Here is a 26,451-nt window from a genome sequence, read left to right as displayed (position 1 = left end):
CCACCGGCGGCACCAGCTTCGGCGCCGCGATGCCGCAGGCGCGCGTACAGCTCGCGGTCATCCGCCAGAACTCGCTGGCGCAGGCCAAGCTGCGCGTGCTTTGGATCGTGCTCGCTTTCCTCTTCGTGGCAACGATGGCGCTGGTGCGGATCGCCTTTCTCGGCGGATCGGACCGTGCGGTGGCGGCGACCTCGCTCGAAGACGCGCTGCTGCCCGATCGCGGGGAGATCGTCGATCGCAACGGCGTGCCTTTGGCGCGGGCCTTCCCTGCCTACGCTCTGTGGTTCAATCCAGAGGCATTGGGCGAAGACGGTGCGCCGCTCGTGCGCGATCCGGCGACGATCGCGCGCGAACTGAAGGCGATCTTCCCCGATCTGAACGAGGCAAAGGTGGCCGAACAGCTCGCTTCGGGCAAAGCGGGCTATCTGCGCCGCCGTGTTCTTCCAGAAGAAGCCAACCGCGTGCAGGATATCGGCGAGCTGGCGCTTGAAATGCCCCAGGAAAACGACCGGCACTATCCGCAAGGATCGATGGCGGCCCACGTTCTCGGCTATGTCGCGGCGGATGGGCATGGGCGCGTGGGAATGGAACAGGTGCTCGACGAGCAGCTGAGCGATCCGGCGAGCCGGGGCATTCCGGTTGCGCTGTCGATCGACATGCGGGTGCAGGGCGCGCTCGAGGACGAATTGCGCCGGGGCATGAAGCTGGTCGATGCCAAGGGCGGCGCGGGCATCGTGTTGGATGTCGACACGGGCGAGGTGATGGCCCTGGCGTCGCTACCCGAATTCGACCCCAACAAGATCGACGAACGCGGCGCGTCCCTGATGTTCAACCGCGTGACCAATCAGGTCTACGAGCTTGGCTCCACCTTCAAGCCGCTTTCTGTCGCCGCGGCGATCGATGCCGGCGTGGTCCGCGATCTGGGTGCCCATTGGGACGCCTCGCCGGTCAAGGTCGGGCGCTTCGCGATCAAGGACAGCCACTTTCTCGGCGCCAGCCTCAACGTGCCGAGCACGCTGATTCATTCCTCCAACACCGTCACCGCGCGCATCGCCGACAAGCTCGGCCCGGAAAAGCTACGCCAGTACATGATGGATATGGGCATGGCCGAACGCCCGCATATCGAACTGCCGGCCAAGGGCTTCCCGATCTGGCCGGGCGAGAAATGGCCGCGCCTGCGCAGCATGACGGTCAGCTTCGGCCACGGCATCGCGGTCACGCCGCTGCACCTTGCGAGCGCCTATGCCACGATGGTCAATGGCGGCGTCTGGCGCCCCGCGACGCTGCACAAGCTTAAACCCGGAGAAGCGCCCGAAGGCCGCCGCGTGTTCAAGGCCTCGACCTCGGCGCGGATGAACCAGATCCTGCGCGCGACCACCATTTACGGCACGGGCAAGAATGCCGATGCAGCGGGCTTCCGCGTGGGCGGCAAGACGGGCTCCGCCGAAAAGCCGGGCGCGGGCGGCTATCGCCGGTCGACGCTGGTTTCGACCTTCGCCGCCGCCTTCCCGATGGACCGCCCACGCTATGTCGTGATTGCCATGCTGGACGAACCGCAGGGTACGCTCGCCTCCAGCTTCCAGCGTACCGCCGCCTGGAACGCCGCACCGATCGTGGGCCGTCTCGTCCCGCGCATCGGCCCGATGCTGGGCGTGCGGCCCGACAGCACGCGCGATATCGATATTTCGGATATCAAACCGCTGATCCCCGAGGCGAACCGGTGAAGCTGGCGAAGCTCTGCGACGCGGCGGGCGTGGCCTGTCCCGCCAATGGCGAGGCCGAAGTGACCGGCTTCGCCATCGACAACCGCAAGGTCGCGCCCGGCACCGTGTTCGGCGCGTTCCAAGGCGCGCGCGTGAATGGAGAGGATTTCATCCCCGCCGCGATCGAAGCGGGCGCCGTGGCGGTGGTTGCCCGGCCCGAAGCGCATGTCGAAGGCGCGGCCCATATCGCCGCCCATATCGCCGACGCCGAACCGCGCCGCGCCTTCGCGCAGCTCGCAGCCCAATTCTTCGCTCCCGTTCCGTCGCATATCGTCGCGGTGACGGGGACCAACGGCAAGACCTCGACGGTCGAAATGACGCGCCAGATCTGGCGCATGGCGGGCGAACGCGCGGCCAGTATCGGCACGCTGGGCGTCACCACGCCCGATGGCAGCGTTTCGACCGGGCTGACCACGCCCGACATCGTGACCTTCCTGTCGAACCTCAGCGGCCTGGCGCGCGAAGGGGTGACCCATGTCGCCTACGAAGCGTCGAGCCACGGCCTATCCCAGTTCCGCAATGAAGGCATCGCGGTCGAGGCGGTCGCCTTCACCAATTTCAGCCGCGACCATCTCGATTACCACGCCGACATGGAAGAGTATTTCCTCGCCAAGATGCGGCTGTTCGACGAGGTCGCGAGCGACGGCGCGACGGCGGTAATCTGGACCGGAAGCGACAGCAGCGAATGGACCGCGCGCGCCATCCAACATGCGGAAAAGCGCGGCCTGAGCCCCTTCACGGTTGGCGAACAGGGCGAAGGCATCCGTCTGGTCGCGCGCGAGGCGACGGCGCTGGGCCAGGAACTGACCGTCGAACACGACGGACAGACCCGTACCTTCCGCCTGCCGCTGATCGGGGCCTATCAGGTCTCGAACGCGCTTGTCTCCGCCGGACTGGCGCTCGCCAGCGGGATCGCAGCGGACCGGGTCTGGGATGCGGTCGCGCGGCTCCAGCCGGTGCGCGGACGTCTCGAACGCGCGGTCATCGCGCCGAGCGGTGCGCCGGTCTATGTCGATTACGCCCACACGGCGGACGCGCTGACTGCCGCCATCGCGGCGCTGCGCCCGCATGTCGCAGGCCGCCTAATCACCGTGTTCGGCGCGGGCGGCGATCGCGATCACGGGAAGCGCGCGCCGATGGGCGAAGCGGCCTCGCAAGGCTCGGATCTCGTCATCGTTACGGACGACAATCCGCGCGGCGAGGAGCCGAGCGCGATCCGTGCCGCTGTGATGCAGGGCGTCACCGGCGAGGCACTGGAAATCGGCGGGCGGCGCGACGCGATCGCGCGCGCCATCGCCGAAGCGGGCGAGGGGGACATCGTCCTCGTCGCCGGCAAGGGGCACGAACAGGGTCAGATCATCGGCTCGGGAGAGAATATGCGGGTCCATCCCTTCGACGACGTCGAAGTTGCGCGGCTGTGCGCTGCCACAACTGCGGAGAACACGAAATGAGCGCTGCCCTGATCCGTCATCCCGCATTGAAGCGCTGGCCGATCCTTCCCTCCGACCGGCTGCCGCTGGCCCTGTGGGACGCGCAGACCATCGCCGCTGTCACGGGCGGAACGACAAGCGGCGATTTCCAGGTTTCGGGCATCGACACCGACAGCCGCGACATCCGCAATGGCGATCTGTTCGTGGCGCTGAAGGGCGAAGCGATGGACGGCCACCGCTTCCTCGACAAGGCGTTTGCCAATGGCGCCGCCGCCGCGCTGGTCGATCGGCCGGTCGATTATCCTCACGTTCTGGTCGCGGACACGACAGAAGCGCTTCATGCGCTTGCCGCCGCCGCCCGCAAGCGGACTTTCGCCAAGATCGTCGGCGTCACCGGGTCGGTCGGGAAGACGGGCGTCAAGGAAGCGATCTTCGCCGCGCTCGAACGGTCGAGCCGGGGGCAGGCGCACCGCTCGATCCGCAGCTACAACAATCATGTCGGCGTGCCGCTGTCGCTCGCGCGGATGCCTGCGCGCAGCCGTTTCGGCGTGTTCGAGATGGGGATGAACCATGCAGGCGAGATCGCCGAGCTGAGCGATCATGTCCGCCCCCATGTCGCGGTGGTTACCACTATCGCGCCCGCGCATATCGAGAATCTCGGCAGCGAAGAGGCGATCGCGGACGCCAAAGCGGAAATCTTCGGCGGTCTCGTCAAGGGCGGCACGGCGGTGATCCCGGCGGACAGCCCGCATTTCGCACGGCTCAAGGCTCATGCGGATAAGCTCGACGCACAGGTCGTCAGCTTCGGGCGTGCGCGCGATGCAACCCTGCGGTTGCTCGATGCGATCCCGAGCGCGAATGGGGGATCGCTCGTCACTTGCGAATATCCAGAAGGCCGGATGTGCTTCACCGTGGCGGAGCCCGGCGAACACTGGATTACCAACGCGCTGTGCGTGATGGCTGCCGTCCGCGCCGCCGGGGGCGACATGGCTGCCGCCGGACTGGCGCTTGCCGAAATGGGCGGGCTGAAGGGGCGCGGCGCGCGCCACCAGATCAGCGCGCCGGGCGGCAAGGCGCTGCTGATCGACGAAAGCTACAACGCCAATCCCGCCAGCATGCGCGCGACTTTGGCCCAATTGGGCAATACGCCTGCCGGACGCCGTATCGCCGTGCTCGGCAGCATGAAGGAATTGGGCGATTTCGGCGCGGCCTTCCATGCGCAACTTTCCGAGCCGCTGACTGCCGCGAATATCGATTACGCGGTGCTGGTGGGGGAGGAAATGCGCGTGCTGGCGCGCGAATTGGGGAAAGCGCCCGGCCAGCCGCTTGGCTTCGCGGGCGGATTCACCCATTGCGATAACGCTGCGGAAGCCATCGGCGCGCTGTCGGAATACGGCGTGGTCGCAGGCGATGCGGTGCTGGTGAAGGGGTCGAACTCGGTCGGCCTCGGCCAGCTGGTGGATCATTTCACACGCCGGGACGGCTGACCGCGCATGCTCTATCTCCTCGCAGAATGGCTCCAGTTCGAAGGGCTGCTCAATCTCGTCCGCTATCAGACGGCGCGGGCGGGCGGCGTCCTGCTCACCGCGCTGCTGATCGGGCTCGTCATCGGGCCGCGCATGATCGCGATGCTGCGGGTGCGGCAGGGCAAGGGCCAGCCGATCCGCGAAGACGGACCGCAGACCCACCTCGCCAAGCGCGGGACGCCGACGATGGGCGGGCTGATGATCCTCGTCGCCATGTCCATCTCGCTGCTCTTGTGGATGGACCTCAGCAATCCCTTCATCTGGGCGTGCCTGGCAGTGACGGGCGGGTTCGGCCTGATCGGCTTCATGGACGATTACGACAAGGTCACGAAAAAGAGCCACAAGGGCGTCTCGGGCAAGACGCGCCTCGCGCTCGAATTCGCAGTGGCGGGCATCGCCAGCTGGATCGTGGTCGGCCAGATCAACACGTTTCTCTACGTGCCGTTCTTCAACAATCTCGGCATCGAACTGGGCTGGTTCTATTACGTCTTCGCCGCCTTCGTGATCGTGGGCGCAGGCAATGCCGTCAACCTGACTGACGGGCTGGATGGGCTGGCCACCATGCCGGTGATCATCGCGGCGGGTACGTTCGCGCTGATCGCCTATCTCGTGGGCCGCGTCGACTATTCGAGCTATCTAGGCATTCCGCACGTGCCGGGCGCGGGCGAGCTGGCGATCTTCTGCGCCGCGATCATGGGGGCGGGGCTGGCCTTCCTGTGGTTCAACGCGCCGCCCGCAGCGGTCTTTATGGGCGATACCGGATCGCTGGCTTTGGGCGGAGCGCTCGGCGCGATCGCGGTGGCGACCCATCACGAGGTCGTGCTGGCGGTCGTCGGCGGCTTGTTCGTATTCGAGGCCCTTTCGGTCATCATCCAGGTGTTCTGGTTCAAGCGAACGGGAAAGCGCGTCTTCCGCATGGCGCCGATCCATCACCATTTCGAACAATTGGGCTGGAGCGAGAGCAAGGTCGTGATCCGTTTCTGGATCGTCGCCATCGTGCTCGCGATCCTCGGTCTGGCGACGTTGAAGCTGCGGTGATCACGAATCCGGCCTGGAAGGGCAGGCGCTATGCCGTGCTCGGCCTGGCGCGATCGGGCCGGGCGACTGTGGAGGCGCTGCTGGCAAGCGGGGCAGACGTGCTGGCCTGGGACGATCGCGAGGACGCACGCGCGCCCTTCGTCGGTCGCACGGGCATTGCAGACCCGTTGCAGTCGGACCTTACCGGTTACGATGGCGTGGTCGTCAGCCCCGGCGTTCCGCTCAACACCCATCCGATCAAGCCCCATGCCGACAGCTTCGGTGTGCCGGTGATCGGAGACATCGAACTGTTCGCGCAGGCCCGCGGGGCTCTCCCGCCGCACAAGGTCGTCGGCATCACCGGCACCAATGGCAAGAGCACAACGACCGCGCTGGTTCATCATATCCTCAAGACTGCGGGCGTTCCCACCACGATGGGCGGCAATATCGGCCTGCCGATCCTGGAGCAGCAGCCTTTGCCCGAGGACGGGGTCTATGTGCTGGAGCTTTCGAGCTACCAGATCGACCTGACCTATTCGCTCGATTGCGACGTGGCGGTGCTTTTGAATATCACGCCGGATCATCTGGATCGGTACGATGGCGATTTCCAGAAATACGCCGCAAGCAAATCCCGCCTGCTCGCGATGCAGACGAGCGGTCAGAACTCCATCGCCCGCTTTACCGACGCGCGGGCCTTGGGCAAATTCGCCGAAGGCACCATAGCCAGCATTCTCGAAGATGTCCTGAGCAATCGCGGTGTCGAGACTGGCGAACAGGCGAATTGGCCGTCGCTGCAAGGCCCGCACAATCTCGAAAACGCCGCGGCAGCGATCGAGGTCGGCGATATTCTCGGTCTTTCCGGGCAGCAGATCCGCGCCGGGCTCGAAAGCTATTCCGGCCTGCCGCACCGCATGGAGCGGGTCGCCGAAATTTCGGGTGTCGCCTACATCAACGACAGCAAGGGCACCAACACCGCGGCTTCTGCGCCTGCGCTGGCGGCTTTCGAGAACATCCACTGGATCGTCGGCGGTCTCGCCAAGGAGCCGGGGTTGGGCGAGTGCGAGGCCGAATTGCCGCACGTGAAAGCCGCCTTCACCATCGGCAAGGGCGGACCCGCTTTCGCCGAGCTGCTCGAGGGCCGGGTTCCGGTAACGCGCAGCGAAACGCTCGAGCGGGCAGTGCGCGATGCTGCCGCTGCGGCGCAAGAGGGCGACACCGTCCTGCTTTCGCCCGCCTGCGCCAGCTTCGACCAGTTTCGCGATTTCGAAGAGCGCGGCGAGGCGTTTCGCAAGGCTGTCAGCGAGCTCAGCGCATGAATATGCAGCGTCCCTACGTGCCCGGTGCCGCCCGCCCCGGCATGCGCCGTCCCGGCCAGAAGCTCTCCCGCTGGACCGAGTTGACGATCTGGTGGCGCGAGATCGACCGCGTCTTGCTTGGCCTGATCCTGGCGCTGATGGCCTTCGGCACCGTGGCCGTCGCCGCCGCATCGCCCGCCAGTGCGGACCGTCTTTCGACCGCGACGCAGACGCTCGACCCGCTCTATTTCTTCTACCGCCACCTCGCCTGGCAGGCGATCGGGATCGGCGTGATGATCGCAATCAGCATGGTCAGCCGCGAAAACGCCCGGCGCGGGGGGCTGCTTCTGGCGGCAGGAATGCTCGGCGCGCTGTTCCTCGTTCCGATCGTCGGCGCGGAGGTGAACGGTGCGCGGCGCTGGCTCGATTTCGGAATGCGTTTCCAGCCGTCGGAATTTCTGAAGCCCGCTTTCGCGATCGCCGTCGCCTGGATCCTGTCATGGCGGATGCGCGACCCCAATCTGCCGGTGATCGCGCTGTCGGCGGTGGCGCTGGTCGTGGTCGCGGCGCTCCTGATGATGCAGCCCAATCTTGGCGACACCATTCTTTTCTTCGGCGCCTGGTTCGTGCTGATCCTGCTCGCAGGCGTGCCCGTCCAGCGCATGGGCGCGCTGGTCGGGATCGGCGGGGCGGCCATGGTCGCAACGTATTTCCTCTATGACAACGCCCGCCACCGCATCGACAGCTTCATGGGCGGCGGCACGGCCTTCGACCAGGTCGATCTGGCCGAGCGCACGCTTCTGGCGGGTGGCTGGACGGGCAGCGGATACGGGCTGGGTCTCAGAAAGATGAACCTTCCCGAAGCGCACACCGACTACATCTTCTCCGTCATCGGGGAAGAATTCGGCCTGATCGTTTGCGCTCTCGTCGTGATCGTTTATCTCGCCATCGTGGCGCGCGTATTGATGAAGCTGATCGATGAAGACGACCTGTTCGCCCTGCTTGCGGGTGCGGGCCTGATCACGCTGTTCGCGGGGCAGGCGTTCATCAACATCCTCGTCAATCTGCAGCTGTTTCCATCGAAGGGGATGACCTTGCCGCTCATCAGCTATGGCGGATCGTCCACGATCGCGCTCTGTCTGGAGGTCGGGCTGCTGCTGGCGATAACGCGGCGCAATCCCTTCCTCAAACGCGAGACGCGCGGCCTTGCCGACGTGATCGGCTGGAACGAACGCCGCGCGCCGAAGAAACAGGCCGACACGATCCGGCGGGAAATCTATCCATGAGCGGGCCGGACAATACTCATGCGGCGCGCCACTTCGTCCTCGCGGCAGGGGGCACGGGCGGCCATTTGCTGCCCGCTTTCGCGCTCTCGACCGAGCTGGAGCGGCGCGGCCACCATGTCGCGCTGATCACCGACGAACGCGGCGCGCAGATCCCCGGACGGCCCGATTTCCTCACCACCCACATCCTGCCCGCCGGGCGCTTCGGCAAGAATCCGGTGAAATGGTTTGCGGGCGCAATGGCCGTGTGGGAAGGGCGCAACATGGCGGTGCGCCTGTTCGAAAGCTTCCAGCCCAGCGCCGTGGTCGGTTTCGGCGGCTATCCCGCCTTTCCGGCCCTGTGGGCTGCGACATCGATGGGCATCCCCAGCGTCGTCCATGAACAGAACGCGGTGCTGGGCCGGGTCAATCGCCTGCTGGCGGGCAAGGTCGATGCGATCGCCACCGCCTATCCTCAGGTCGAGCGGCTGAAGCCCAAATATGGCGACAAGGTCCATCTGGTCGGCAATCCCGTTCGCGCCGAAGTGCTGGCCCTGCGCGAAGAGGAGTTTCCCGCGCTCAGCGAAGAGGGGCTGTTCCGCGTCCTTGTCACCGGCGGGAGCCAGGGTGCGCGCGTTCTGTCCGAAGTGGTGCCCGACGGGCTCGCCATGCTGCCGCCCGCCTTGCGGCAGCGACTCCAGGTGACGCAGCAATGCCGCCCGGAAGATTTGGAAGCGGTCCGCGCGCGCTATTCCAGCCACGACATTCCCGCCGAACTCGGGACTTATTTCGAAAACATGGCCGGACGCCTTGCGGACGCGCATCTCTTCATCGGACGGGCGGGCGCGTCCACGATCGCGGAACTGACTGCGGTTGGTCGGCCGGCGATCCTGATCCCGCTTCCGATCGCGACCGACGATCACCAGGCGGCGAACACCCGCGAGATGGTGAAGGCGGGCGGGGCGCGGATGGTGCGGCAGGACAGCTTCACCGCCAAGGAACTCGCCAAGCAGATCAAGGCCATCGCCGACAGCCCCGAAGGGCTCGGCAAGGCGGCCCATGCGGCGTTCAATTGCGGGCGGCCCAATGCGGTTCAGGATCTTGCCGATCTCGTCGAAAGCTTCGGTGGGGCGGAAATGATGGACGTGATCCGCGTCGGCGCGAACAATGCGCGCGGCGCTTCGCAGGGCGTGGCTGCGGGGCAGGGCGCGGCGCGCGACATGCACGAAAGGTCGAAGCCATGAGAGGCGTGCCCACCGATATCGGCACCATCCATTTCGTCGGCATAGGCGGGATCGGCATGTCCGGCATCGCCGAAGTGATGGCCAATCTCGGCTACAGCGTGCAGGGATCGGACATCAAGGAAAGCCCGGTGGTCGAGCGCCTGCGTTCGCGCGGGGTCCGGATCGCAATCGGCCATGCGGCGGAAAACGTGATGGGCGCGGCGGTCGTCGTCACTTCCACCGCGGTGAAGCGCACCAATCCCGAAGTCGCCTTCGCGCTCGAAAACCGCATCCCCGTGGTGCGCCGCGCGGAAATGCTGGCCGAATTGATGCGGTTGAAATCCACCGTCGCGGTGGCGGGGACGCATGGCAAGACAACGACCACCAGCATGATCGCCGCACTGCTCGATTGCGGCAATGTCGATCCCACCGTCATCAATGGCGGCATCATCGAACAATACGGTTCGAACGCGCGATTGGGCGATAGCGACTGGATGGTGGTGGAGGCCGACGAGAGCGATGGCAGCTTCCTGCGCCTCGACGGGACGATCGCGGTCGTCACCAATATCGATCCCGAGCATCTCGACCATTATGGCGATTTCGACGGGGTGAAGGCCGCCTTCGTGGAATTCATCCACAATGTCCCCTTCTATGGCGCGGCGATCCTGTGCATCGATCATCCCGAAGTCCAGGCGGTGAGCGGTCTGGTGCGCGATCGCAATGTCGTGACGTACGGCTTCAATCTCCAGGCGGATATCTGCGGCGTCAACGTCCGGCCCGATGCGGGCGGCAATTGTTTCGACGTAATCGTGCGTCGGCGCGGGCAGGAGGATCGCCGGATCGAAGGCGTGCGTCTGCCCATGCCGGGGCGCCACAACGTCCAGAACGCGCTCGCCGCGATTGCAGTCGCGATCGAGATGAAATGCCCGGACGAAGTGATCTGCAACGGCTTCGCCAGCTTTGGCGGTGTAAGGCGGCGGTTTACAAAAACGGGCGAGGTTCCGGTGGGCGATGGCAAGGCCGTGGTCATCGACGATTACGGCCATCATCCGGTCGAAATCCGCGCTGTTTTGGGTGCCGCCCGCGAGGCCACCAAGGGCCGCGTCATCGCGGTCGTCCAGCCGCACCGCTATACCCGCCTGCGCGATCTGATGGACGATTTCCAGAGCGCCTTCAACGAAGCGGACGAGGTGTTCGTGACGCCCGTTTACGAAGCGGGCGAAGAACCGATCGAGGGCGTGAATTCGCAGGCTCTGGTCGATGGACTCAAGTCCCGCGGCCACCGCTCCGCCGCCAGCGTCGGCGATATGGACGAGCTGGTCGCGGTGCTCGGCGCGGAGTTGAAGCCGGACGATCTCATCGTCTGCCTCGGCGCGGGCGACATCACGCGCTGGGCCGCCGAGCTTCCCGAAGCGCTGATCGCCGAAAGGGCGCGCGGATGACGCAGCCCGACGATGCCTTGAACTGGGACAGCGGCGAAGCGCCCGATTGCGAGGTCGAGGGCGGCGTCAGCGCACCGATCTCGACTGCGGGCCTGCGCGGGCGGCTGACGCATGACGCGCCGCTGGCCAAGCTCGTGTGGTTCAAATCCGGCGGCCATGCCGATTGGCTGTTCGAGCCAGCCGATCTGGACGATCTGATCCTGTTCCTCGAACGGCTCGACGGTGCGCTCCCGATCATGCCGCTGGGGCTCGGCTCGAACCTGATCGTGCGCGATGGCGGCGTGCCGGGCGTGGTGATCAAGCTGGGCAAGCCCTTCGCCGGGATCGAGGTCGACGCGTGCACCTTGACCTGCGGGGCCGGGGCGCATGGCATCCTCGTCGCCAGTGCGGCACGCGATGCGGGCGTGGCGGGCATGGAATTCATGCGCGGCATTCCCGGCACGGTGGGCGGTTTCGTGCGCATGAATGGCGGCGCCTATGGGCGCGAAGTGGCGGATGTGCTCATCGATTGCGACGTCGTCATGCAGGACGGCAATCTGATGCGGCTGACGAAGCGCGAGCTCGATTACAGCTATCGCCATTCGGCGCTGACCGACAATTCGGTGGTGGTTTCGGCCCGCTTCGAAGGAACGCCCGGCGATCCCGAAGCGATCGGCGCGGAGATGGACCGTATCGCCGAAGCGCGCGAAACCTCGCAGCCGCTCCGCACCAAGACAGGCGGATCGACTTTCAAGAACCCGCCGGGCGAGAAGGCTTGGGAACTGGTCGATAAGGCGGGATGCCGGGGCATGACGGTGGGCGGCGCGCAGGTGAGCGAGAAGCACACCAATTTCCTCATCAACACCGGCGACGCCACCAGCGAGGACATCGAAACCCTCGGCGAGGAGGTCAAGCGCCGGGTCTACAAGAATTCGGGCGTGGAACTGGAATGGGAAATCCGCCGGGTGGGCAGACCGTGACCCTCGATCGCAAACTCCACATCGCCGTCCTTATGGGCGGCTGGGCGAACGAACGCCCCGTCTCGCTGATGTCGGGCGAAGGCGTCGCCAAGGCGCTGGAAGAGCGCGGGCACCGCGTCACCCGGATCGACATGGATCGCCAGGTCGCCGCGCGCATCGCGGAGTCCGCACCCGATGTCGTCTTCAACGCGCTCCACGGCGTGCCGGGCGAGGATGGGACGGTGCAGGGCATGATGGACCTGATGGGTGTGCCCTACACCCATTCGGGCCTCGCCACCTCGGTCATTGCGATCGACAAGCAACTGACCAAGCAGGCGCTGGTGCCGCACGGCGTGCCCATGCCCGGCGGGCGGATCGTTAGGACCGCAGACCTGTTCGAGCGCGATCCCCTGCCGCGCCCTTATGTGCTGAAACCCGTCAACGAAGGCAGCTCGGTGGGCGTCGCCATCGTCACCGAGGATGGCAATTACGGCAACCCGATCGCACGCGATGCGAAAGGCCCGTGGCAGGATTTCGCCGAATTGCTCGCCGAACCCTATATCAAGGGCCGCGAGATGACGTCGGCGGTGGTCGATTTCGAGGACGGGCCGCGTGCGCTCGCGGTGACGGAGCTGAAGCCGAAAAGCGGCTTCTACGATTTCGACGCCAAATACACCGACGGGATGACCGACCATATCTGTCCCGCCGATATTCCCGAGACGATCCGCGATCTCTGTCTCGAAATCGCGCTGAAGGCTCACAAGCTGCTCGGCTGTCGCGGCACCAGCCGCACCGATTTCCGCTGGGACGAGGAACAGGGCGAAGACGGCCTGTTCGTGCTCGAAACCAACACCCAGCCGGGGATGACGCCGCTCAGCCTGGTGCCCGAACAGGCGCGCCATGCGGGCATGGAATATGGCGAGCTGGTCGAGACAATCATCGCCGCGGCTCTGCGCGACTTCGCCGTGAAGGCTCCTGCCGATGGCTAAGGTCAAGCGCACCAGCCCGGGCGTGCGCCGCTCCGCCGCTGCGCGCAATCGGACGCAGAAGACGCGCGCCGCCAAGAAACACACGGTCGGCCTGTTCGACCAGATGCTGGCCCTGCTGCCTTTTACGGACGAGCAATTGCACAAGGCTTTCGTCGCCGCGATCCTGGCGCTGGCGCTTGCCGCTGCGTGGTTCGTCGCCAGCCTGGCCGGTCTGCCCGCGCTCGCCAATGCGCGTTTGGCCGAAGCCGCGTCCGATGCCGGGTTCGAGGTGCGCCGCGTCAAGGTGACGGGCGTCGAGCGAATGAACGAGCTGACGGTTTACGAACGCGCGCTCGCCATGCGCGATCAGCCGATGCCTCTCGTCGATCTCGATGCGCTGCGCGATCGCCTGCTGGAATTGAGCTGGGTCAAGGATGCGCGCGTGTCGCGCCAGCTTCCCGACACGCTGATCGTCGACATCGTCGAACGTGAAGAGCACGCCGTCCTCGCCAAGCCCGACCGGTTGATGCTGGTCGATGCCGAGGGGCACGAACTCGAACCCATCAGCCGCACCAATGCCAAGGGCAAGCTCACCATCGCCGGGCCGGGCGCACAGAAGCAGGTCGGCGAACTGGACCTGCTGCTCGACGCCGCGCCTGCGCTCAAACCCCAGGTCGAACAGGCCGAATGGGTCGGCAATCGCCGCTGGAACCTGACCTTCAAGACCGGCCAGATGCTCGCGCTTCCCGAAGGCGAGGATCAGTCGGCGAGCGCGCTCGTCTCCTTCGCCAAGCTGGACGGGCATTACCGGCTGTTGGGCGGCAAGGTCGTCGCGGTCGATATGCGCGTGCCCGAACAGGCCTATTTCCGCTGCACGGGCGGGCCTTGCAGCATGAACGGCCTCGAACAACGGGCTTCCGCCCCGGGAGCGGACAACTGATGGCTGGCCCCCGCATCACGCGGGCCTATGGCGCAGTCAATATCGGCTCCTTCCGCATCTCGGCCATGATCATGGGCCAGGACGAGAACGGCGCGATGGTGGTACTGGGGTCGAGCCACCGCAAATCCGAAGGCGTCAAGCGCGGCTACGTCACCGAAATGCGCGCCGCCAGCCTCGCCATCCGTCAGGCGCTCGAAAAGGCCGAGGCGAGCGCGGGCACCAGCGTGTCGAGCGTGTGGATCGGCTGTTCGGGCGCAGGCCTGTCGAGCCATATCGCCAGCGTCGAAATCGCGATCGGCGGGCGGCGCATCGAAGAAGACGATATCGAGCACCTGCTCTATGCCGCGCGCGACCACATTCAGCCCGATGGGCGCATGGTCCTCCACGCGCAGCCTGCGCATTATACGCTGGACGGGGCGCACGGCGTCGCCAATCCGGCGGGCCTCCATGCCGAGGCGCTGGGCGTCGATATCCATGTGACGGTAGCCGAAAGCGCGCCGGTCAGGAACCTGATCGAAGCGGTCCAGACCGCGCATCTCGATGTCGAGGCGGTGGTCGCCAGTCCGCTCGCCAGCGCCTATGCCTGTGTCACGCCGGAAGAGCGCGAGCTGGGCGTCGCGCTGATCGAGATCGGAGCGCAAGTCACCAATATCTCGGTCCATTCGGCAGGGATGCTGCTGGGGCTGAAGTCCATTCCCCTTGGGTCGAACGACATCACCGATGCGATCGCTTCCAGTTTTGGGATCCGTCGCAGCCAGGCGGAGCGGCTGAAATGCGTATCCGGTTCGGCGATGGCCAGCCCGACCGATCACTCCGAGATGATACCGGTCAATGCGCCGGGCGAAGAGGGCGAAGGCCCGCTCGCGCGCGGAGCGGACGAGCACAACCGCATCGCACGCGCGGAGCTGGTCGCGGTCGTCACCGATCGGCTGGCGCACCTCACAGGGGAAATGCACCGATCGCTCAAGGACATGGGTTTTTCGGGCAGCCGGGGCGGGCAGGTGGTGCTGGCAGGTGGGGGCGCGGAACTGCACGGAATCGCCGAATTCGTCCAGGCCGCGCTCGGTCGCCCGGTGCGGATCGGCAAGCCACCGCGCCTCCAGGGCCTGCCCGAAGCGCATGCAACTCCCGGCTTTGCCTCGCTGGTAGGGCTGTGCCTTTATGCGGCGGACGATCCGGTCGATATCCGCTCGGTCGATCCGGGCTATCAGCCGACCCGGCGTTATTCGGGTTTCGGCCTCGTAAACAGAGTGCTGCAGGCGGTTCGGGAGTATTTCTAGGCACCTCGCGGCGGCCAGGCCGTTGAAGGAGCTAGCACTGTGAAAAAAGGCGATTAACCCTTTGCATCGCCGAATCGGAATGTGGCAGAATGCATCCCATGCAAATTAGGGCGAAACGTCTTCGCCGGAGGAATATCGAATGAGCATCAATATCGGCCCCGCTTCGTCGGACGATCTGCGTCCCCGCATCACCGTGATCGGCGTGGGCGGCGCCGGGGGCAATGCCATTGCCAACATGATGGAAGCGCAGATCGAAGGCGTCGATTTCATCGTGGCCAATACCGATGCGCAGGCGCTGAGCAATGCTGCCGCCGAAAAGCGCATCCAGCTCGGCCCCGACATCACCGGCGGCCTTGGTGCAGGCGCGCGGCCCGAAGTCGGCAAGGCGGCGGCTGAAGAGACGGTCGAAGATATCGAACATGCGCTCGAAGGCGTGAACATGTGCTTCATCGCCGCAGGGATGGGTGGGGGCACCGGCACCGGCGCCGCGCCCGTCATCGCGGAAGCTGCGCGCAAGAAGGGCGTGCTGACCGTTGGCGTCGTGACCAAGCCGTTCCTGTTCGAAGGCACGCGCCGCATGCGCGCCGCCGAAGCGGGCATCGACGAGCTTCAGAAGCACGTCGATACGCTGATCGTCATCCCGAACCAGAACCTGTTCCTGGTCGCCAAGGCGGAAACGACCTTCAAGGAAGCCTTCGAACTGGCCGACGAAGTGCTGCAACAGGGCGTGCGTTCGATCACCGACCTGATGGTGATGCCGGGCCTCATCAATCTCGACTTCGCCGACGTGCGTTCCGTCATGAGCGAGATGGGCAAGGCGATGATGGGAACCGGCGAAGGCGAAGGCGACAATCGCGCGCTCGAAGCCGCGGAGCGCGCCATCGCCAACCCGCTGCTCGACGGGGTCAGCATGGCGGGTGCCAAGGGCGTGATCATTTCGATCATCGGCGGGGAGGACATGAAGCTCCTCGAAGTCGACGAAGCCGCGAACCACATTCGCGAGCTGGTGGACGAAGATGCGAACATCATCTGGGGTTCGGCCTTCAATCCCGATCTCGACGGCAAGATCCGCGTTTCCGTGGTCGCCACCGGTATCGAGCATGACGGGCAGGCAATGCCGAGCCAGTCGCGCGGCTTCGCCATGTCCGAATCGCGCGCGCCCAAGCGCCCCGCGCTCGACCTGCCGCGCCAGAGAGAGGAGGACGAGGAGCCCTTCGAATTGAGCGAAGGTCTCTCCGCCGAAGCCGAGAGCGATGCAATGTCCGGCGGCTTCGCGACTGCGCCCGCTCCCTCGCCAGCGGTCCCCTCGCCGGCTCCTACGCCGTCCAGTGCGCAGGCCGATGACGCTCCGATGGAACTGACTTCGGCGAATTACGCCGATGACGGTCGGGCGGGATCGCGCGGCACCGCAGCAACCTATTCGGATTTCGACGAAGACGAGGGCGAGGATGTGGACGACATCGTCGATCCGCTGGCGGGCCTGCGTAACGAGCATACCGAGCGCTTCGACCGTTCGGAAAGCGCCTCGCTCGCGTCCCCGACGGACAGCCGTTCGATTGAAACCGATATGGAAGACGAAGGCTGGGGCCGGGACAGCGGACGCCGTCCGACGCTCGATCTGTCGGAAGGCACGGAAAGCGGCCGGAAGGGAGCGCAGGACGAGCTTCAGCTTGGCAACGACCAGATGGCCGCCGACTCGCGCAGCCCCCTCCAGTCCAAGCCCGCACGCGGCAGCGGCGAAAGCACCGCCGATGGCGACAAGGGCAAGGGCGCGGCACGTCCGGCTGGCGGATCGGGCGGTAGCGGATCGGGCAGCACGCTGTTCGAGCGGATGGCCAACCTTTCGCGCGGCAGCGCACCGCGACCTGCCGACGACCGCGACGATGACGACGACGATACGGGCGGCGCGCTTAACATTCCGCGCTTCCTGGGCCGCCAGAACAACCAATAGTTCGGTCCGTTCGGGCAACGATCGGCTCCGGTTCAGGCGCTAGCCAGACCGGGGCCGCCATCGTCGCGATCGCAACGACACGAAAGCGCGGGCATCGGGCACCCGCCGAAAACGGAGCGCGGGTTTGCGAACACTGAATCGACTGTCACTTCTGAGCGCCTCGGTCATCGGCCTGGCCGCGGCGGGTGTCGCCCTGCCTCAATCCGTATCCGCGCAGGCCGTGGTGCAGCCCCTTCCGCCGCGCGAGGCCGCCGATCTCAACGATGCGCTGCGCCGTCTTGCCCGTTCGCCACGCGATCTCAGCGCGCTCCTCGATGCGGGCGAGGCTTCGGTGCAAGTGGGCGATATCGACGCCGCGATCGGTTTCTTCGCCCGTGCACAGGATATCGCGCCCGATAACGGCCGCGCGATGCTCGGCCTGGCGCGATGCTTCACCTTGCAGCGCCAGCCGATCGAAGCCCTGCGGCTTTATGCCGAGGCTGAGAATGCGGGCATCCCGGAAGCGGCGATGGCCGCCGATCGCGGCCTCGCCTTCGACCTTGTTGGTGACAATGCGAGCGCGCAGGCGCTTTATCGCGCGGCTTTGGCACAGGGCAACGATCCCGAAACCCGCCGCCGCCTGGCGCTCAGCCTGGCGATGACCGGAAACCGGCAGGAATTCGAAGCCACGCTGCTCCCCCTGCTGGAGAGTGAGGACCGCTCGGCATTCCGGGCGCGGGCCTTCGGCCTCGCGATTCTGGGCGATGCGGACGATGCTGTGGGGATCGCCGAAGCGCTGATGCCGACGGATCTGGCGCTACGGATGGCGCCCTATCTGCGCTACATGCCTCGCCTGACCCGTGCACAGCAGGCGGCAGCCGCCAATCTCGGCGCCTTCCCGCGGGCGAACGAGATCGGGCGCGACGATGCCGCCATAGCAAGCTACGCTCCTGCCAATCCGCGCGTCGCACGCGGCGCCGGCGCGGCTCTGGCACCCAGCGGCGCGCCGATGGGGACGAATGCCGCACCTGCCGCTGCGCCAGTCCCCACCCCCGCTCCCGCGCGCCAGACGCGGCAGCAGCGCCGCCAGGCGGAGCGCGCCGCGCGCCGTGCCGCCGGGTCCGATCCGATGGATCGCACGCTGGTTCGCTCCGCGCCTGCTCCGGCGCCCGTTCCTGCGCCAGCTCCCGCTCCGGCGCCTCTTCCGGCTCCGGCGCCGCCGCCAAGCCCTGCACCCTCTCCAGCGCCGAGCGCGCAATCGGACGCTCCGGCAATTCAGTTCGAACTCCCGCCCGCCAGCGCGCCGGCATCCCAAGAGGCCACCCAGGTGGCCCGTATCGACCCTTCGCAAGTCGATCCGGATGAGAGTGCAACCCAACTGATCACGGCGGAAAATCCCGTTCAGGTCGCAGTGCTGAATCCTGCCGACAATGCCGAGAACATGGGCCCAGCTGCGCCGTCGACACCCGCTCCGGCACCCGATCCCGAACCGTCGCAAAGTGTCGCGGACGCTTTTGCCGCCTTCGCGGCAACGCAGCCGGTGAGTGCGCCACGGCCAGCCAATGCGGTGGACATCACCACCATCGAACCGCCGCGCGAGCGCGCCGAACCGCCGCCGCCCAAGCCGGAAGCGAAACCGAAGCCTCCGGCCAATCCTTCGCGCCATTACGTCCAGATCGCCACCGGGCGCGATCGCGATGCGCTGAAGTTCGACTGGCGCCGTATCGCGCGCAAGGCCGATTCGCTGCTCGACGGGAAGGGGCCGTTCGTGACCAAATGGGTCGAAGCCAATCGCCTGCTGGCCGGTCCCTATCCCAGCAAGGATGCCGCGCGCGAGGTGATGAACAAATTGAAGTCGATGGGCATCGACAGTTTCACCTTCACCAGCGATTCCGGCCAGGCGATCGACCCGCTCGACTAACGGCGCCACTCCTCCCGAACGCGTGTTTTCCAAGGCTTGTGCACAGCGTTTGCACAGGCCTTTCCAGCCGGTCGCGGTTTCTCCCCAGCAGCGGCGATGGCCTCGATTGCCAAGCGCCCTGCCTCTTCGGCATTGAGCCTGCATGACGAGGATGGGATCGGGCCGATGAGAGCGCTGGAAAGTTTCGCGAATGACGAGGATGCGGCGCCGGTCGACATGCTGGCGGCTCTGTTCGAAGCGCGGGGCTGGCCATGCGCCGCACGTGCCCACGAGGTCACGGGCGAAGTGCGCGGAAGCTGGGCGAATTACCAGGTGAAGGGCATCTGGCGCGCCGAGGATTGCGTGCTCCAGATCCTCTGCCTGCCCGAAATTCGCGTGCCAAAGGACAGGCTTGCCGCAGCCTACGAATTGCTCGGCTCCATCAACGAACAGCTCTGGCTCGGCCATTTCGACATCTGGTCGAATGGCGGCGTCCTCCTCTATCGCAACGCGACGATGCTGGGAGACGAGGGCACTTTGAGCCTGGCGCAGGCGCAGGCGCTCGTGGAGATCGCGGTCGAGGAATGCGACCGGTTCTATCCCGCTTTCCAGTTCGTTCTGTGGGGCGGAAAGACCCCTGCGGACGCGCTCGAAGCTGCCATGGTCGATGCCGCCGGGGAAGCTTGAACCACCGTCCTCGCATGCCTTAAGCAGCCCTGCGAGGCGTTAACCATGGCAGGGTCGAAGCGGTCCGGTTTCGCTTGAAATATGGGGCCGGAACCCCGATATTGCCGGTATCCGCGATAGAGCGCATCGGGCGCACGGATCGCATCTAGGAGAGAGACGACACATGGCCGATTGGAACGACACCGGACGGCGGCAGACCGGCTTCAGCTCGGTTCCGCGCGCTGGCGACGCCGTTGCCCGTCGCGAGACATTCGACGCGGGCCTGCGCTCGCACATGCTTTCGATCTACAATTACATGGCGAGCGGCGTGCTGCTGACCGGCATCGTCGCCATGCTCACCTATCAGTCGGGCCTCGCGGTGAACTTCGCCAGCGGGCCGCTGATGTGGATCGTTGCGCTGGCGCCGCTGGGCTTCGTGATGGCGATGAGCTTCGGCCTCCAGAAGATGAGCCGCGGGACGCTCCAAATGCTGTTCTGGGCCTTCGCGGTCGTGATGGGTCTTTCGCTGTCGACGATCTTCCTGCGCTTCACCGGCGAATCGATCGCGACGACCTTCTTCGCCACGGCGGGTGCCTTCGCGGGCCTCAGCCTGTTCGGCTACACCACCAAGAAGGATCTGTCCGGCATGGGCACCTTCCTGATCATGGGCGTCGTCGGGCTGCTGATCGCGATGGTCATCAACATCTTCCTGCAGTCGAGCGGGCTGGCGCTGGCCATCAGCTTCATCGGCGTGCTGATCTTCGCAGGCCTCACCGCCTACGATACGCAGCGCCTGAAGCGCGAATACGAGTATCTGCGCGGCACCGACTTCGTCGGCAAGGCCGTGATCATGGGCGCGCTGAGCCTCTATCTCGACTTCATCAACATGTTCATGTTCCTGCTGCAGTTCATGGGCAATCGCGAATAAGCGATCCGTGCGGTCCGCTCGCCTTCGGGGTGCGGACTGCCGCAGACAGGACTCGGTCTATCGTGCTCGGAGCGCTTCGCGCGTTCCGGGCATTTTCTTTATTGCCAAGGGCTTGTAACGCTTACTGCTTAAGCCCGCGTTCAATCGGAAGGCGACACGGGTTTCCATTACGAATTTTCGCAAACGGGAGGGCCGCCGGACTATGCGCCGCGCAACCAAATCACAGCTACGCCTCGTCACGCTCACGCTCGGTATCGCCGGGGTCGCTGCCTGTGCCACGCCCGAACCGCCGCCCCCTCCGCCCCCGCCGCCTCCGCCCCCGCCGGTCGAAGTCATCCCGCTGCGTCCGGTGCCGCCGGGCGGCGCGGCCTATATCATGGAGATTCCCGGCAAGGATCTGCTCGGTCAGCGCCAGACGGTGAACCGCAATCTGACCGATGACGAGCGGACCTGGCATTTTCGTTCCGCCTGGAACGTGGCCGCGCTGAATTGCCTCGGCCCGCGCTACGAGCCGATCCTGCAGGGCTACAGCGCCTATCTCCAGAACAATGAGCGCGATCTAAGGCGCGTCAACGAGCGTATCGATGCCGAATATCGCAAGGAATTTCGCGATCGGCGTGAAGCGATCATGGCGCGCGAGACGCAGATGACTTCGGTCTACAACTTCTTCGCATTGCCTCCTGCCCGTGCAAGTTTCTGCCAGACGGCGCTCGACATCTCGAACCGCGCTCTGGCGACGACCGAGATGGACGCAGCCGGCTTTGCGGCGGCGAATTTCGCTCTGTTCGAGCAGCCCTTCGACACGTTCTTCACGGAATACGAAACCTATCAGCGCGAATCGGCGGCATGGGACGCGCAGTACGGTGAGCGCTACGGCCAGTCCCAGCCGGGCTATGTCGCGGTGCAGGAGGCTCGCGCGGCCCGGGCGCCGGTGATCACGCTCGACGGTGTGGGGGCGACGCTCTCCACGCCGGCAGCCGAACAGACCCGCGTGATCGATCCGGATACGGGCGCGCCCATTCCGGTCGTGCCGGTCGACGAGACGCGCACCTCGCAGCCGATCGTGCAGCCGATCCCCAACGATGCGGGCGAGGACGATACCCCGCAAGGCACGGTGCAGAGTACGGGCACCGCGAATTAGGCTTTGCAGCCTGCGCGCCTTTCGCTAAGGCGCGCCTTCCGCCGGGCGGCAAGTCAAGTGTCGCCCGGCGCATGACCTGGAACGGGGCCGTAGCTCAGTTGGGAGAGCGCGTCGTTCGCAATGACGAGGTCAGCGGTTCGATCCCGCTCGGCTCCACCAGGTTTTTCGATTTCATCGATAAACCTGGAGTCTTTGTTCCCGTTCACGCCTCCGCGTGAACGTCCTCGGTGCTGTTACTCCCTTCGGTCGGGCACCAGCGGGGCGGCCGCTTGGCCTTGCGGTCGGCTGGTCGCCGACCGTTTTGGGTAGTCCTTGCGACGGGGCCAGCGTCACTCTACTGCCAGTTTACTGCAAAGTTGCGGAGCACGGTCGCATGGCGACCGCAAGCGCGACCGCGCGCCCGCAGGGCCGTAAGGCCCGAGGAAAGCCAAGCGCACGGATGTGCGCGCCGGCGACTGAGGCCAAACAAAAATGCACTTTCTAGATCAGGCAAAGATATTCATCCGCTCCGGCGCAGGCGGGCCCGGCGCGGTCTCGTTCCGGCGGGAAAAATACGTCGAATATGGCGGCCCCGACGGCGGCAATGGCGGCAAGGGCGGGGATGTGATCTTCGAAGCGGTCGCCGGCCTCAACACGCTGATCGACTTCCGTTATTCCCAGCATTTCAAGGCGCCGCGCGGCGCGCATGGCATGGGCAAGGACCGCACGGGGGCCGGTGCGCCCGATCTGGTCATCCCGGTCCCGGTCGGCACGCAGGTGCTGAGCGAGGACAAGGAAGAGGTGCTCGCCGATTTCACCGAGGTCGGCCAGCGGGTGGTCTTCCTCGAAGGCGGCATGGGCGGGCGCGGCAATGCCAGCTACAAGACCAGCACCAATCGCGCTCCGCGCCAGCACCAGCCGGGCATTCCGGGCCAGGAAATGTGGGTGTGGCTGCGGCTCAAGCTGCTTGCCGATGTCGGCATGCTCGGCCTGCCGAATGCGGGCAAATCCACCTTCATCAATCAGGTTTCGAACGCCAACGCCAAGGTCGGCCATTACGCCTTCACGACTTTAGTGCCCAAATTGGGCGTGGTACGCCACAAGGGCCGCGAATTCGTGCTGGCCGATATTCCCGGCCTGATCGCGGGCGCGGCGGAAGGAGCAGGGATCGGCGACCGGTTCCTGGGCCATATCGAGCGCTGCCGGGTGCTGATCCATCTGGTCGACATCGCGGGCGACGATCCGGCGGAAGCGATGCGAACGGTGAACGCGGAACTGGAAGCCTATGGCGAGGATCTGGCCGACAAGCCGCAGCTCATCGCGCTCAACAAGGTCGATCTGGCCGACAAGGAACTGGGCGAGGGCTTCGCTGCCGAATTGCGCGAAGCGGGCGCGGACCGGGTCTTCGTGGTTTCCGGTGCCAGCGGCGAGGGGATCGAGGAACTGCTCGACGCTGTGCTCGCCTTTCTGCCCGACCGCACCTCGACCGAGACCAAGGGAAGCGAGGTCGAGGACGCCGAGGACGAAGGGGCGAACGAATGGTCGCCTCTGTGAATGGCTACTGAGGCACGGATCGCGGGGATCCATGAAGTGATGGCGATCGAGACTCTCGCTCAATTGCGTCAGGCGCGGCGTATCGTGATCAAGATCGGCTCGGCCCTGTTGGTCGAGCGAGGCGAGCCGCGCGCCGCATGGCTCGCCGGGCTGGCCGACGAAATCGCCCAATTGCGCCAGACCAGCGAAGTGATTGTCGTATCTTCGGGTGCGATCGCGCTGGGTGCGGCCCGGTTGGGGCTGGCCAAGGGCGGAAGGGCCAGTCTGGCCGATGCGCAGGCTTCGGCTTCCGTCGGGCAAGTGGCGCTGGCGCGGTTATGGGCCGATGCCTTGGAATCGCACGGAATCACTGCGGCGCAGATGCTGGTGACTTTGGGCGATCTGGAGGACCGACGCCGTTATCTGAACGCTGCCGCGACGTTGTCGCGCTTGCTCGACATGGGCGTGGTGCCGGTGGTGAACGAGAATGACAGCGTCGCCACGGAAGAAATCCGCTTCGGCGACAATGATCGGCTGGCCGCGCGCGTGGCGCAGGCGGCGGGCGCGGAGGCGGTAGCGTTGCTGTCCGACGTGGACGGTCTCTACGACCGCGATCCGCGCGAACCCGGGGCCGTGCTGGTCGACCGGGTCGAGGGTGTCAGCCCTGCGGTCTTCGCGATGGCGGGAGAAGGCTCGTCCTCCGGCCTCGGCAGCGGCGGGATGAAGGCGAAATTGCAGGCCGCCCGTATCGCCGAACGGGCAGGCATCGCGCTCGCCATCGTCAACGGCACGCATGATCGCCCGCTGGCCCGCGCGCTGGATCGCGGCATCGGAACACTGTTCGTGGCGCAGGGTGCTGAGGGCGCGCGCAAGGCATGGCTCTCGGGCCGGTTGGCGCCCGCTGGCGTGCTCACCGTCGACGAAGGCTGCGTCACTGCTCTGCAGGGCGGGGCGAGCCTGCTGGCGGCGGGGCTTACCGAGGTCGAGGGCGAGTTCCATCGCGGCGATCTCGTGGCGATTTTCGGCCCGAAGGGAGAACGGCTGGGGCAGGGGCTGGTCGAATATACCAGCACCGAATGCCGCGCGATCCTGGGGCTTCGCGAAGACGGGCAGGCCGATAAGCTCGGCTACGCACCGCGCGCCGCCGTGGTCCATCGCGATCACATGGTGCGCGAGTGACGATCGCTCTTACCGGAGCGACCGGCTTCGTCGGGCAGGCGGTGCTCGATGCGGCTGCGGGTCATGGTGCGATCCGCGCGCTCACCCGGCGTCCGCAGGCTGTGCGATCGGGTGTCGATTGGATCGAAGGGACGCTATCCGATCGCCCCTCGCTCGCCTCTCTGGTCGAGGGCGCGGAAGCGGTCGTCCACGTCGCGGGCCTCACCAATGCGCCCGATCCGGCGGATTTTCACGCGGCCAATGTCGAAGGCACGCAGAACCTTTTACGCGCCTGCCAGGATGCGGGTGTCCGGCGCTTCGTCTTCGTGTCCTCGCTCTCGGCGCGGGAACCCGGACTGTCGCGCTATGGCGCCTCAAAGGCCGAGGCGGAGAAATGGGTCGCAGCGAGCGGATTGGACTGGACGATCGTGCGCCCGCCCGCCATCTACGGCCCGCGCGATAACGATATGCTCGAACTCTTCCGCGCCGCGCGCTTCGGCGTGGTGCCGGTGCCGCCGAGGGGCCGCACATCGATCATCCATGTCGTGGATCTGGCCCGGTGTTTGCTCGCGCTGGGGGCACAAGACGGAAGCGGAAACATTTTCGAACCCGACGATGGACGACCGGGCGGCTACGAACATGCCGAATTCGCCAAGCTGATCGGCCGCGCGGTGGGAAAACGCGTCATCACGCCGCATCTGCCCGCGCCGCTCCTGCGCCTCGCGGCCAAGGCCGACAGGGCCTTACGCGGTGACAAAGCGAAGCTGACCCCCGACCGGGCAGGCTACATGGCGCACCCGGACTGGGTCTGCGATCCTGCGCGCGCAATTCAGAGCAGCGTGTGGACGCCACGCATCGAGGGGCCGCAAGGCCTCAAGCAAACCGCCGACTGGTATCGCACGGAGGGCTGGCTCTGAGCCTGCTCGCAATACCTTAAAGGAAAGGTTCCTCGCCCGGCTGGTGGATGCCGCATTCGACCTTGTCCCAGCCCGACCAGCGGCCCGCGCGCGGGTCTTCGCCTTCTGAGACCTGGCGGGTGCAGGGGGAGCAGCCGATCGAGGGGAAGCCGCGTTCCACCAGCGGGTGGCGGGGCAGGTCGTGCTCCTCGAAATAGGCGGCGATCCGGTCCGCGTCCCAATCGATCAGCGGGTTGATCTTGAGCCGCCCCTGCGCGTCCGACGTGTCGATTTCGAAGCGCGGCAGATTGGCGCGGGTCGCGGACTGGAACGCCTTGCGCCCGGTAAAGCTCGCATCGTAGCGGGCAAGTGCGCGTTCCAGCGGGCGTACCTTGCGCAGATCGCAGCAGCCGTCGGGATCGTAGGACCATCTGAGGCCGGTCTCGTCGCGCGCCTGCAACTCTTCCAAATCGGGGTAGAGATTGACGAGATTGAGGCCGAACCGCTCTGCCAATTCGTCGCGATAGGCCAGCGTTTCGGGGAAGTGCTTGCCGGTATCGAGGAACAGCACCGGCACGCTTGCATCGATCTGCGAGATGAGATGCAGCAGCGCCGCGCTTTCCGCGCCGAAGCTCGACACCATGGCGACATCGCCCGCCAGCGAGCCTTCGAGCACTGCGCGCAGCCAGTCTTCGGTTTCCGATCCGCGAAACATCCGGTTCAACCGGATCGCGTCCTGATCGGTAAAGCGGGGCCGCGTGTCGAGCCGGTCGATGGCGCGCATCTCGCTCATGCGTGCCTCTTGCTCCAGATCGGCGTGCGTGCGTCGGCAGCGCTCTGATAGACTTCGGGCCAGCGCGCGAAGGCGGCCTCCACATCTTCAGGGTCGAGCGGCGCGTCGGGATCGAAGGCGTCGAAACCGCAGCGGCGCATATAGGCGAGCTGGTCCACCAGCACATCGCCCACCGCGCGCAATTCGCCGTCGTAGCCCGCCTCGCGCAGGATTCGGGCGGAGGAATAGCCGCGCCCGTCGCCGAAAGCGGGGAAATTGACTTCGACGAGGTCGAGGCGTTCGAGATGCGGGATCAGATCGCGCGCATCGTCGCCCGGTTCGACGCGGACGGCGGCGGCGTTCGACTGGTCGAGAAACGCATCGACGGTGACTGCCGCGTGCGCGATGGGAGTATCATCACGATAACGGAACATGTTCTCCGATTCCGGCCCGGTATCGGGTCC

Annotated in this window: 22 protein-coding genes and 1 tRNA gene; 21 read left to right on the top strand and 2 right to left on the bottom strand. The window is 66.0% G+C overall.

Annotation, left to right across the window (positions count from 1 at the left end):
• Nucleotides 1-29 precede the first annotated feature (29 nt).
• The 21 genes from J7347_RS06995 (at nucleotide 30) to J7347_RS06895 (ending at nucleotide 25,236) form a co-directional block, all read left to right on the top strand.
• On the top strand, nucleotides 30-1,724 hold the full coding sequence (locus J7347_RS06995; RefSeq protein WP_067682543.1) for a penicillin-binding protein 2: 1,695 nt from the start codon (nucleotides 30-32) through the stop codon (nucleotides 1,722-1,724).
• A complete protein-coding gene (locus J7347_RS06990) occupies nucleotides 1,721-3,214 on the top strand; it encodes a UDP-N-acetylmuramoyl-L-alanyl-D-glutamate--2,6-diaminopimelate ligase (RefSeq protein ID WP_067682469.1) in 1,494 nt (497 codons plus the stop codon). The genes J7347_RS06995 and J7347_RS06990 overlap by 4 nt, the downstream gene beginning before the upstream one ends.
• Nucleotides 3,211-4,680 carry a UDP-N-acetylmuramoyl-tripeptide--D-alanyl-D-alanine ligase gene (gene murF / locus J7347_RS06985; RefSeq protein WP_209161462.1) on the top strand — a complete coding sequence of 490 codons (1,470 nt, stop codon included), beginning with the start codon at nucleotides 3,211-3,213 and terminating at the stop codon, nucleotides 4,678-4,680. The genes J7347_RS06990 and murF overlap by 4 nt, the downstream gene beginning before the upstream one ends.
• Nucleotides 4,681-4,686: 6 nt before the next feature.
• Nucleotides 4,687-5,757: a phospho-N-acetylmuramoyl-pentapeptide-transferase gene (mraY, locus tag J7347_RS06980; RefSeq protein WP_209161461.1), complete on the top strand. Its 1,071-nt coding sequence runs from the start codon at nucleotides 4,687-4,689 to the stop codon at nucleotides 5,755-5,757.
• Nucleotides 5,754-7,052: a UDP-N-acetylmuramoyl-L-alanine--D-glutamate ligase gene (gene murD, locus J7347_RS06975; RefSeq protein WP_209161460.1), complete on the top strand. Its 1,299-nt coding sequence runs from the start codon at nucleotides 5,754-5,756 to the stop codon at nucleotides 7,050-7,052. The genes mraY and murD overlap by 4 nt, the downstream gene beginning before the upstream one ends.
• Nucleotides 7,049-8,317 carry a putative peptidoglycan glycosyltransferase FtsW gene (locus J7347_RS06970; protein ID WP_209161459.1) on the top strand — a complete coding sequence of 423 codons (1,269 nt, stop codon included), beginning with the start codon at nucleotides 7,049-7,051 and terminating at the stop codon, nucleotides 8,315-8,317. Before murD ends, J7347_RS06970 begins: the two co-directional genes overlap by 4 nt.
• Nucleotides 8,314-9,537: an undecaprenyldiphospho-muramoylpentapeptide beta-N-acetylglucosaminyltransferase gene (murG, locus tag J7347_RS06965; RefSeq protein ID WP_209161458.1), complete on the top strand. Its 1,224-nt coding sequence runs from the start codon at nucleotides 8,314-8,316 to the stop codon at nucleotides 9,535-9,537. The genes J7347_RS06970 and murG overlap by 4 nt, the downstream gene beginning before the upstream one ends.
• Complete coding sequence (gene murC / locus J7347_RS06960) at nucleotides 9,534-10,958, top strand: UDP-N-acetylmuramate--L-alanine ligase (protein WP_209161457.1); 1,425 nt, start codon at nucleotides 9,534-9,536, stop codon at nucleotides 10,956-10,958. The genes murG and murC overlap by 4 nt, the downstream gene beginning before the upstream one ends.
• Complete coding sequence (murB, locus tag J7347_RS06955; protein ID WP_209161456.1) at nucleotides 10,955-11,917, top strand: UDP-N-acetylmuramate dehydrogenase; 963 nt, start codon at nucleotides 10,955-10,957, stop codon at nucleotides 11,915-11,917. Before murC ends, murB begins: the two co-directional genes overlap by 4 nt.
• Nucleotides 11,914-12,885: a D-alanine--D-alanine ligase gene (locus tag J7347_RS06950; RefSeq protein WP_067682538.1), complete on the top strand. Its 972-nt coding sequence runs from the start codon at nucleotides 11,914-11,916 to the stop codon at nucleotides 12,883-12,885. Before murB ends, J7347_RS06950 begins: the two co-directional genes overlap by 4 nt.
• Nucleotides 12,878-13,804 carry an FtsQ-type POTRA domain-containing protein gene (locus J7347_RS06945; protein ID WP_067682448.1) on the top strand — a complete coding sequence of 309 codons (927 nt, stop codon included), beginning with the start codon at nucleotides 12,878-12,880 and terminating at the stop codon, nucleotides 13,802-13,804. Before J7347_RS06950 ends, J7347_RS06945 begins: the two co-directional genes overlap by 8 nt.
• Entirely contained in the window at nucleotides 13,804-15,084 is a 1,281-nt protein-coding gene (gene ftsA / locus J7347_RS06940; RefSeq protein WP_209161455.1) for a cell division protein FtsA, read from the top strand. Before J7347_RS06945 ends, ftsA begins: the two co-directional genes overlap by 1 nt.
• Nucleotides 15,085-15,223: 139 nt before the next feature.
• Nucleotides 15,224-17,035 (top strand): cell division protein FtsZ, encoded by a 1,812-nt coding sequence (gene ftsZ / locus J7347_RS06935; protein ID WP_209161454.1) that lies wholly within the window; start codon nucleotides 15,224-15,226, stop codon nucleotides 17,033-17,035.
• Between the two features lie 124 nt (nucleotides 17,036-17,159).
• Nucleotides 17,160-18,935 (top strand): SPOR domain-containing protein, encoded by a 1,776-nt coding sequence (locus tag J7347_RS06930; RefSeq protein WP_209161453.1) that lies wholly within the window; start codon nucleotides 17,160-17,162, stop codon nucleotides 18,933-18,935.
• A gap of 165 nt (nucleotides 18,936-19,100) precedes the next feature.
• Entirely contained in the window at nucleotides 19,101-19,601 is a 501-nt protein-coding gene (locus J7347_RS06925; protein ID WP_209161722.1) for a YbjN domain-containing protein, read from the top strand.
• 163 nt (nucleotides 19,602-19,764) lie between these two features.
• A complete protein-coding gene (locus tag J7347_RS06920) occupies nucleotides 19,765-20,508 on the top strand; it encodes a Bax inhibitor-1/YccA family protein (RefSeq protein ID WP_067685132.1) in 744 nt (247 codons plus the stop codon).
• A gap of 202 nt (nucleotides 20,509-20,710) precedes the next feature.
• Nucleotides 20,711-21,649, top strand: coding sequence for a hypothetical protein (locus J7347_RS06915; protein WP_209161452.1), 939 nt, complete (start codon nucleotides 20,711-20,713; stop codon nucleotides 21,647-21,649).
• Nucleotides 21,650-21,732: 83 nt separating this feature from the next.
• A tRNA-Ala gene (locus tag J7347_RS06910) sits at nucleotides 21,733-21,808 on the top strand.
• 312 nt (nucleotides 21,809-22,120) lie between these two features.
• The gene (gene obgE / locus J7347_RS06905; RefSeq protein WP_067680085.1) at nucleotides 22,121-23,182 is read left to right on the top strand and encodes a GTPase ObgE; all 1,062 of its coding nucleotides are present in this window, start codon (nucleotides 22,121-22,123) and stop codon (nucleotides 23,180-23,182) included.
• A 39-nt stretch (nucleotides 23,183-23,221) separates the two neighbouring features.
• Nucleotides 23,222-24,340 carry a glutamate 5-kinase gene (gene proB, locus J7347_RS06900; protein ID WP_209161721.1) on the top strand — a complete coding sequence of 373 codons (1,119 nt, stop codon included), beginning with the start codon at nucleotides 23,222-23,224 and terminating at the stop codon, nucleotides 24,338-24,340.
• Nucleotides 24,337-25,236 (top strand): NAD(P)-dependent oxidoreductase, encoded by a 900-nt coding sequence (locus tag J7347_RS06895; protein ID WP_209161451.1) that lies wholly within the window; start codon nucleotides 24,337-24,339, stop codon nucleotides 25,234-25,236. The genes proB and J7347_RS06895 overlap by 4 nt, the downstream gene beginning before the upstream one ends.
• Nucleotides 25,237-25,252: 16 nt before the next feature.
• On the opposite strand, the gene J7347_RS06890 is transcribed toward J7347_RS06895, so the two are convergent.
• Both J7347_RS06890 and J7347_RS06885 read right to left on the bottom strand, forming a co-directional pair.
• Complete coding sequence (locus tag J7347_RS06890) at nucleotides 25,253-26,008, bottom strand: phosphoadenylyl-sulfate reductase (protein ID WP_209161450.1); 756 nt, start codon at nucleotides 26,006-26,008, stop codon at nucleotides 25,253-25,255.
• Entirely contained in the window at nucleotides 26,005-26,421 is a 417-nt protein-coding gene (locus tag J7347_RS06885) for a DUF934 domain-containing protein (protein ID WP_209161720.1), read from the bottom strand. Before J7347_RS06885 ends, J7347_RS06890 begins: the two co-directional genes overlap by 4 nt.
• Between the last annotated feature and the right edge of the window lie 30 nt (nucleotides 26,422-26,451).

Source organism: Erythrobacter sp. A6_0, from assembly GCF_017744235.1.
Lineage (GTDB): Bacteria > Pseudomonadota > Alphaproteobacteria > Sphingomonadales > Sphingomonadaceae > Qipengyuania.
Note: the sequence above shows the minus strand (reverse complement) of the source record. Positions and strands in the feature narration are given on the sequence as shown.

Coding starts and splice junctions, on each gene's coding strand:
- J7347_RS06995 (WP_067682543.1), top strand. CDS start 30: ATGCCGCAGGCGCGCGTACAGCTCGCGGTCATCCGCCAGAACTCGCTG.
- murF (WP_209161462.1), top strand. CDS start 3,211: ATGAGCGCTGCCCTGATCCGTCATCCCGCATTGAAGCGCTGGCCGATC.
- mraY (WP_209161461.1), top strand. CDS start 4,687: ATGCTCTATCTCCTCGCAGAATGGCTCCAGTTCGAAGGGCTGCTCAAT.
- J7347_RS06970 (WP_209161459.1), top strand. CDS start 7,049: ATGAATATGCAGCGTCCCTACGTGCCCGGTGCCGCCCGCCCCGGCATG.
- murG (WP_209161458.1), top strand. CDS start 8,314: ATGAGCGGGCCGGACAATACTCATGCGGCGCGCCACTTCGTCCTCGCG.
- murC (WP_209161457.1), top strand. CDS start 9,534: ATGAGAGGCGTGCCCACCGATATCGGCACCATCCATTTCGTCGGCATA.
- murB (WP_209161456.1), top strand. CDS start 10,955: ATGACGCAGCCCGACGATGCCTTGAACTGGGACAGCGGCGAAGCGCCC.
- J7347_RS06945 (WP_067682448.1), top strand. CDS start 12,878: ATGGCTAAGGTCAAGCGCACCAGCCCGGGCGTGCGCCGCTCCGCCGCT.
- ftsA (WP_209161455.1), top strand. CDS start 13,804: ATGGCTGGCCCCCGCATCACGCGGGCCTATGGCGCAGTCAATATCGGC.
- ftsZ (WP_209161454.1), top strand. CDS start 15,224: ATGAGCATCAATATCGGCCCCGCTTCGTCGGACGATCTGCGTCCCCGC.
- J7347_RS06925 (WP_209161722.1), top strand. CDS start 19,101: ATGAGAGCGCTGGAAAGTTTCGCGAATGACGAGGATGCGGCGCCGGTC.
- J7347_RS06920 (WP_067685132.1), top strand. CDS start 19,765: ATGGCCGATTGGAACGACACCGGACGGCGGCAGACCGGCTTCAGCTCG.
- J7347_RS06915 (WP_209161452.1), top strand. CDS start 20,711: ATGCGCCGCGCAACCAAATCACAGCTACGCCTCGTCACGCTCACGCTC.
- obgE (WP_067680085.1), top strand. CDS start 22,121: ATGCACTTTCTAGATCAGGCAAAGATATTCATCCGCTCCGGCGCAGGC.
- proB (WP_209161721.1), top strand. CDS start 23,222: ATGGCGATCGAGACTCTCGCTCAATTGCGTCAGGCGCGGCGTATCGTG.
- J7347_RS06890 (WP_209161450.1), bottom strand. CDS start 26,008: ATGAGCGAGATGCGCGCCATCGACCGGCTCGACACGCGGCCCCGCTTT.
- J7347_RS06885 (WP_209161720.1), bottom strand. CDS start 26,421: ATGTTCCGTTATCGTGATGATACTCCCATCGCGCACGCGGCAGTCACC.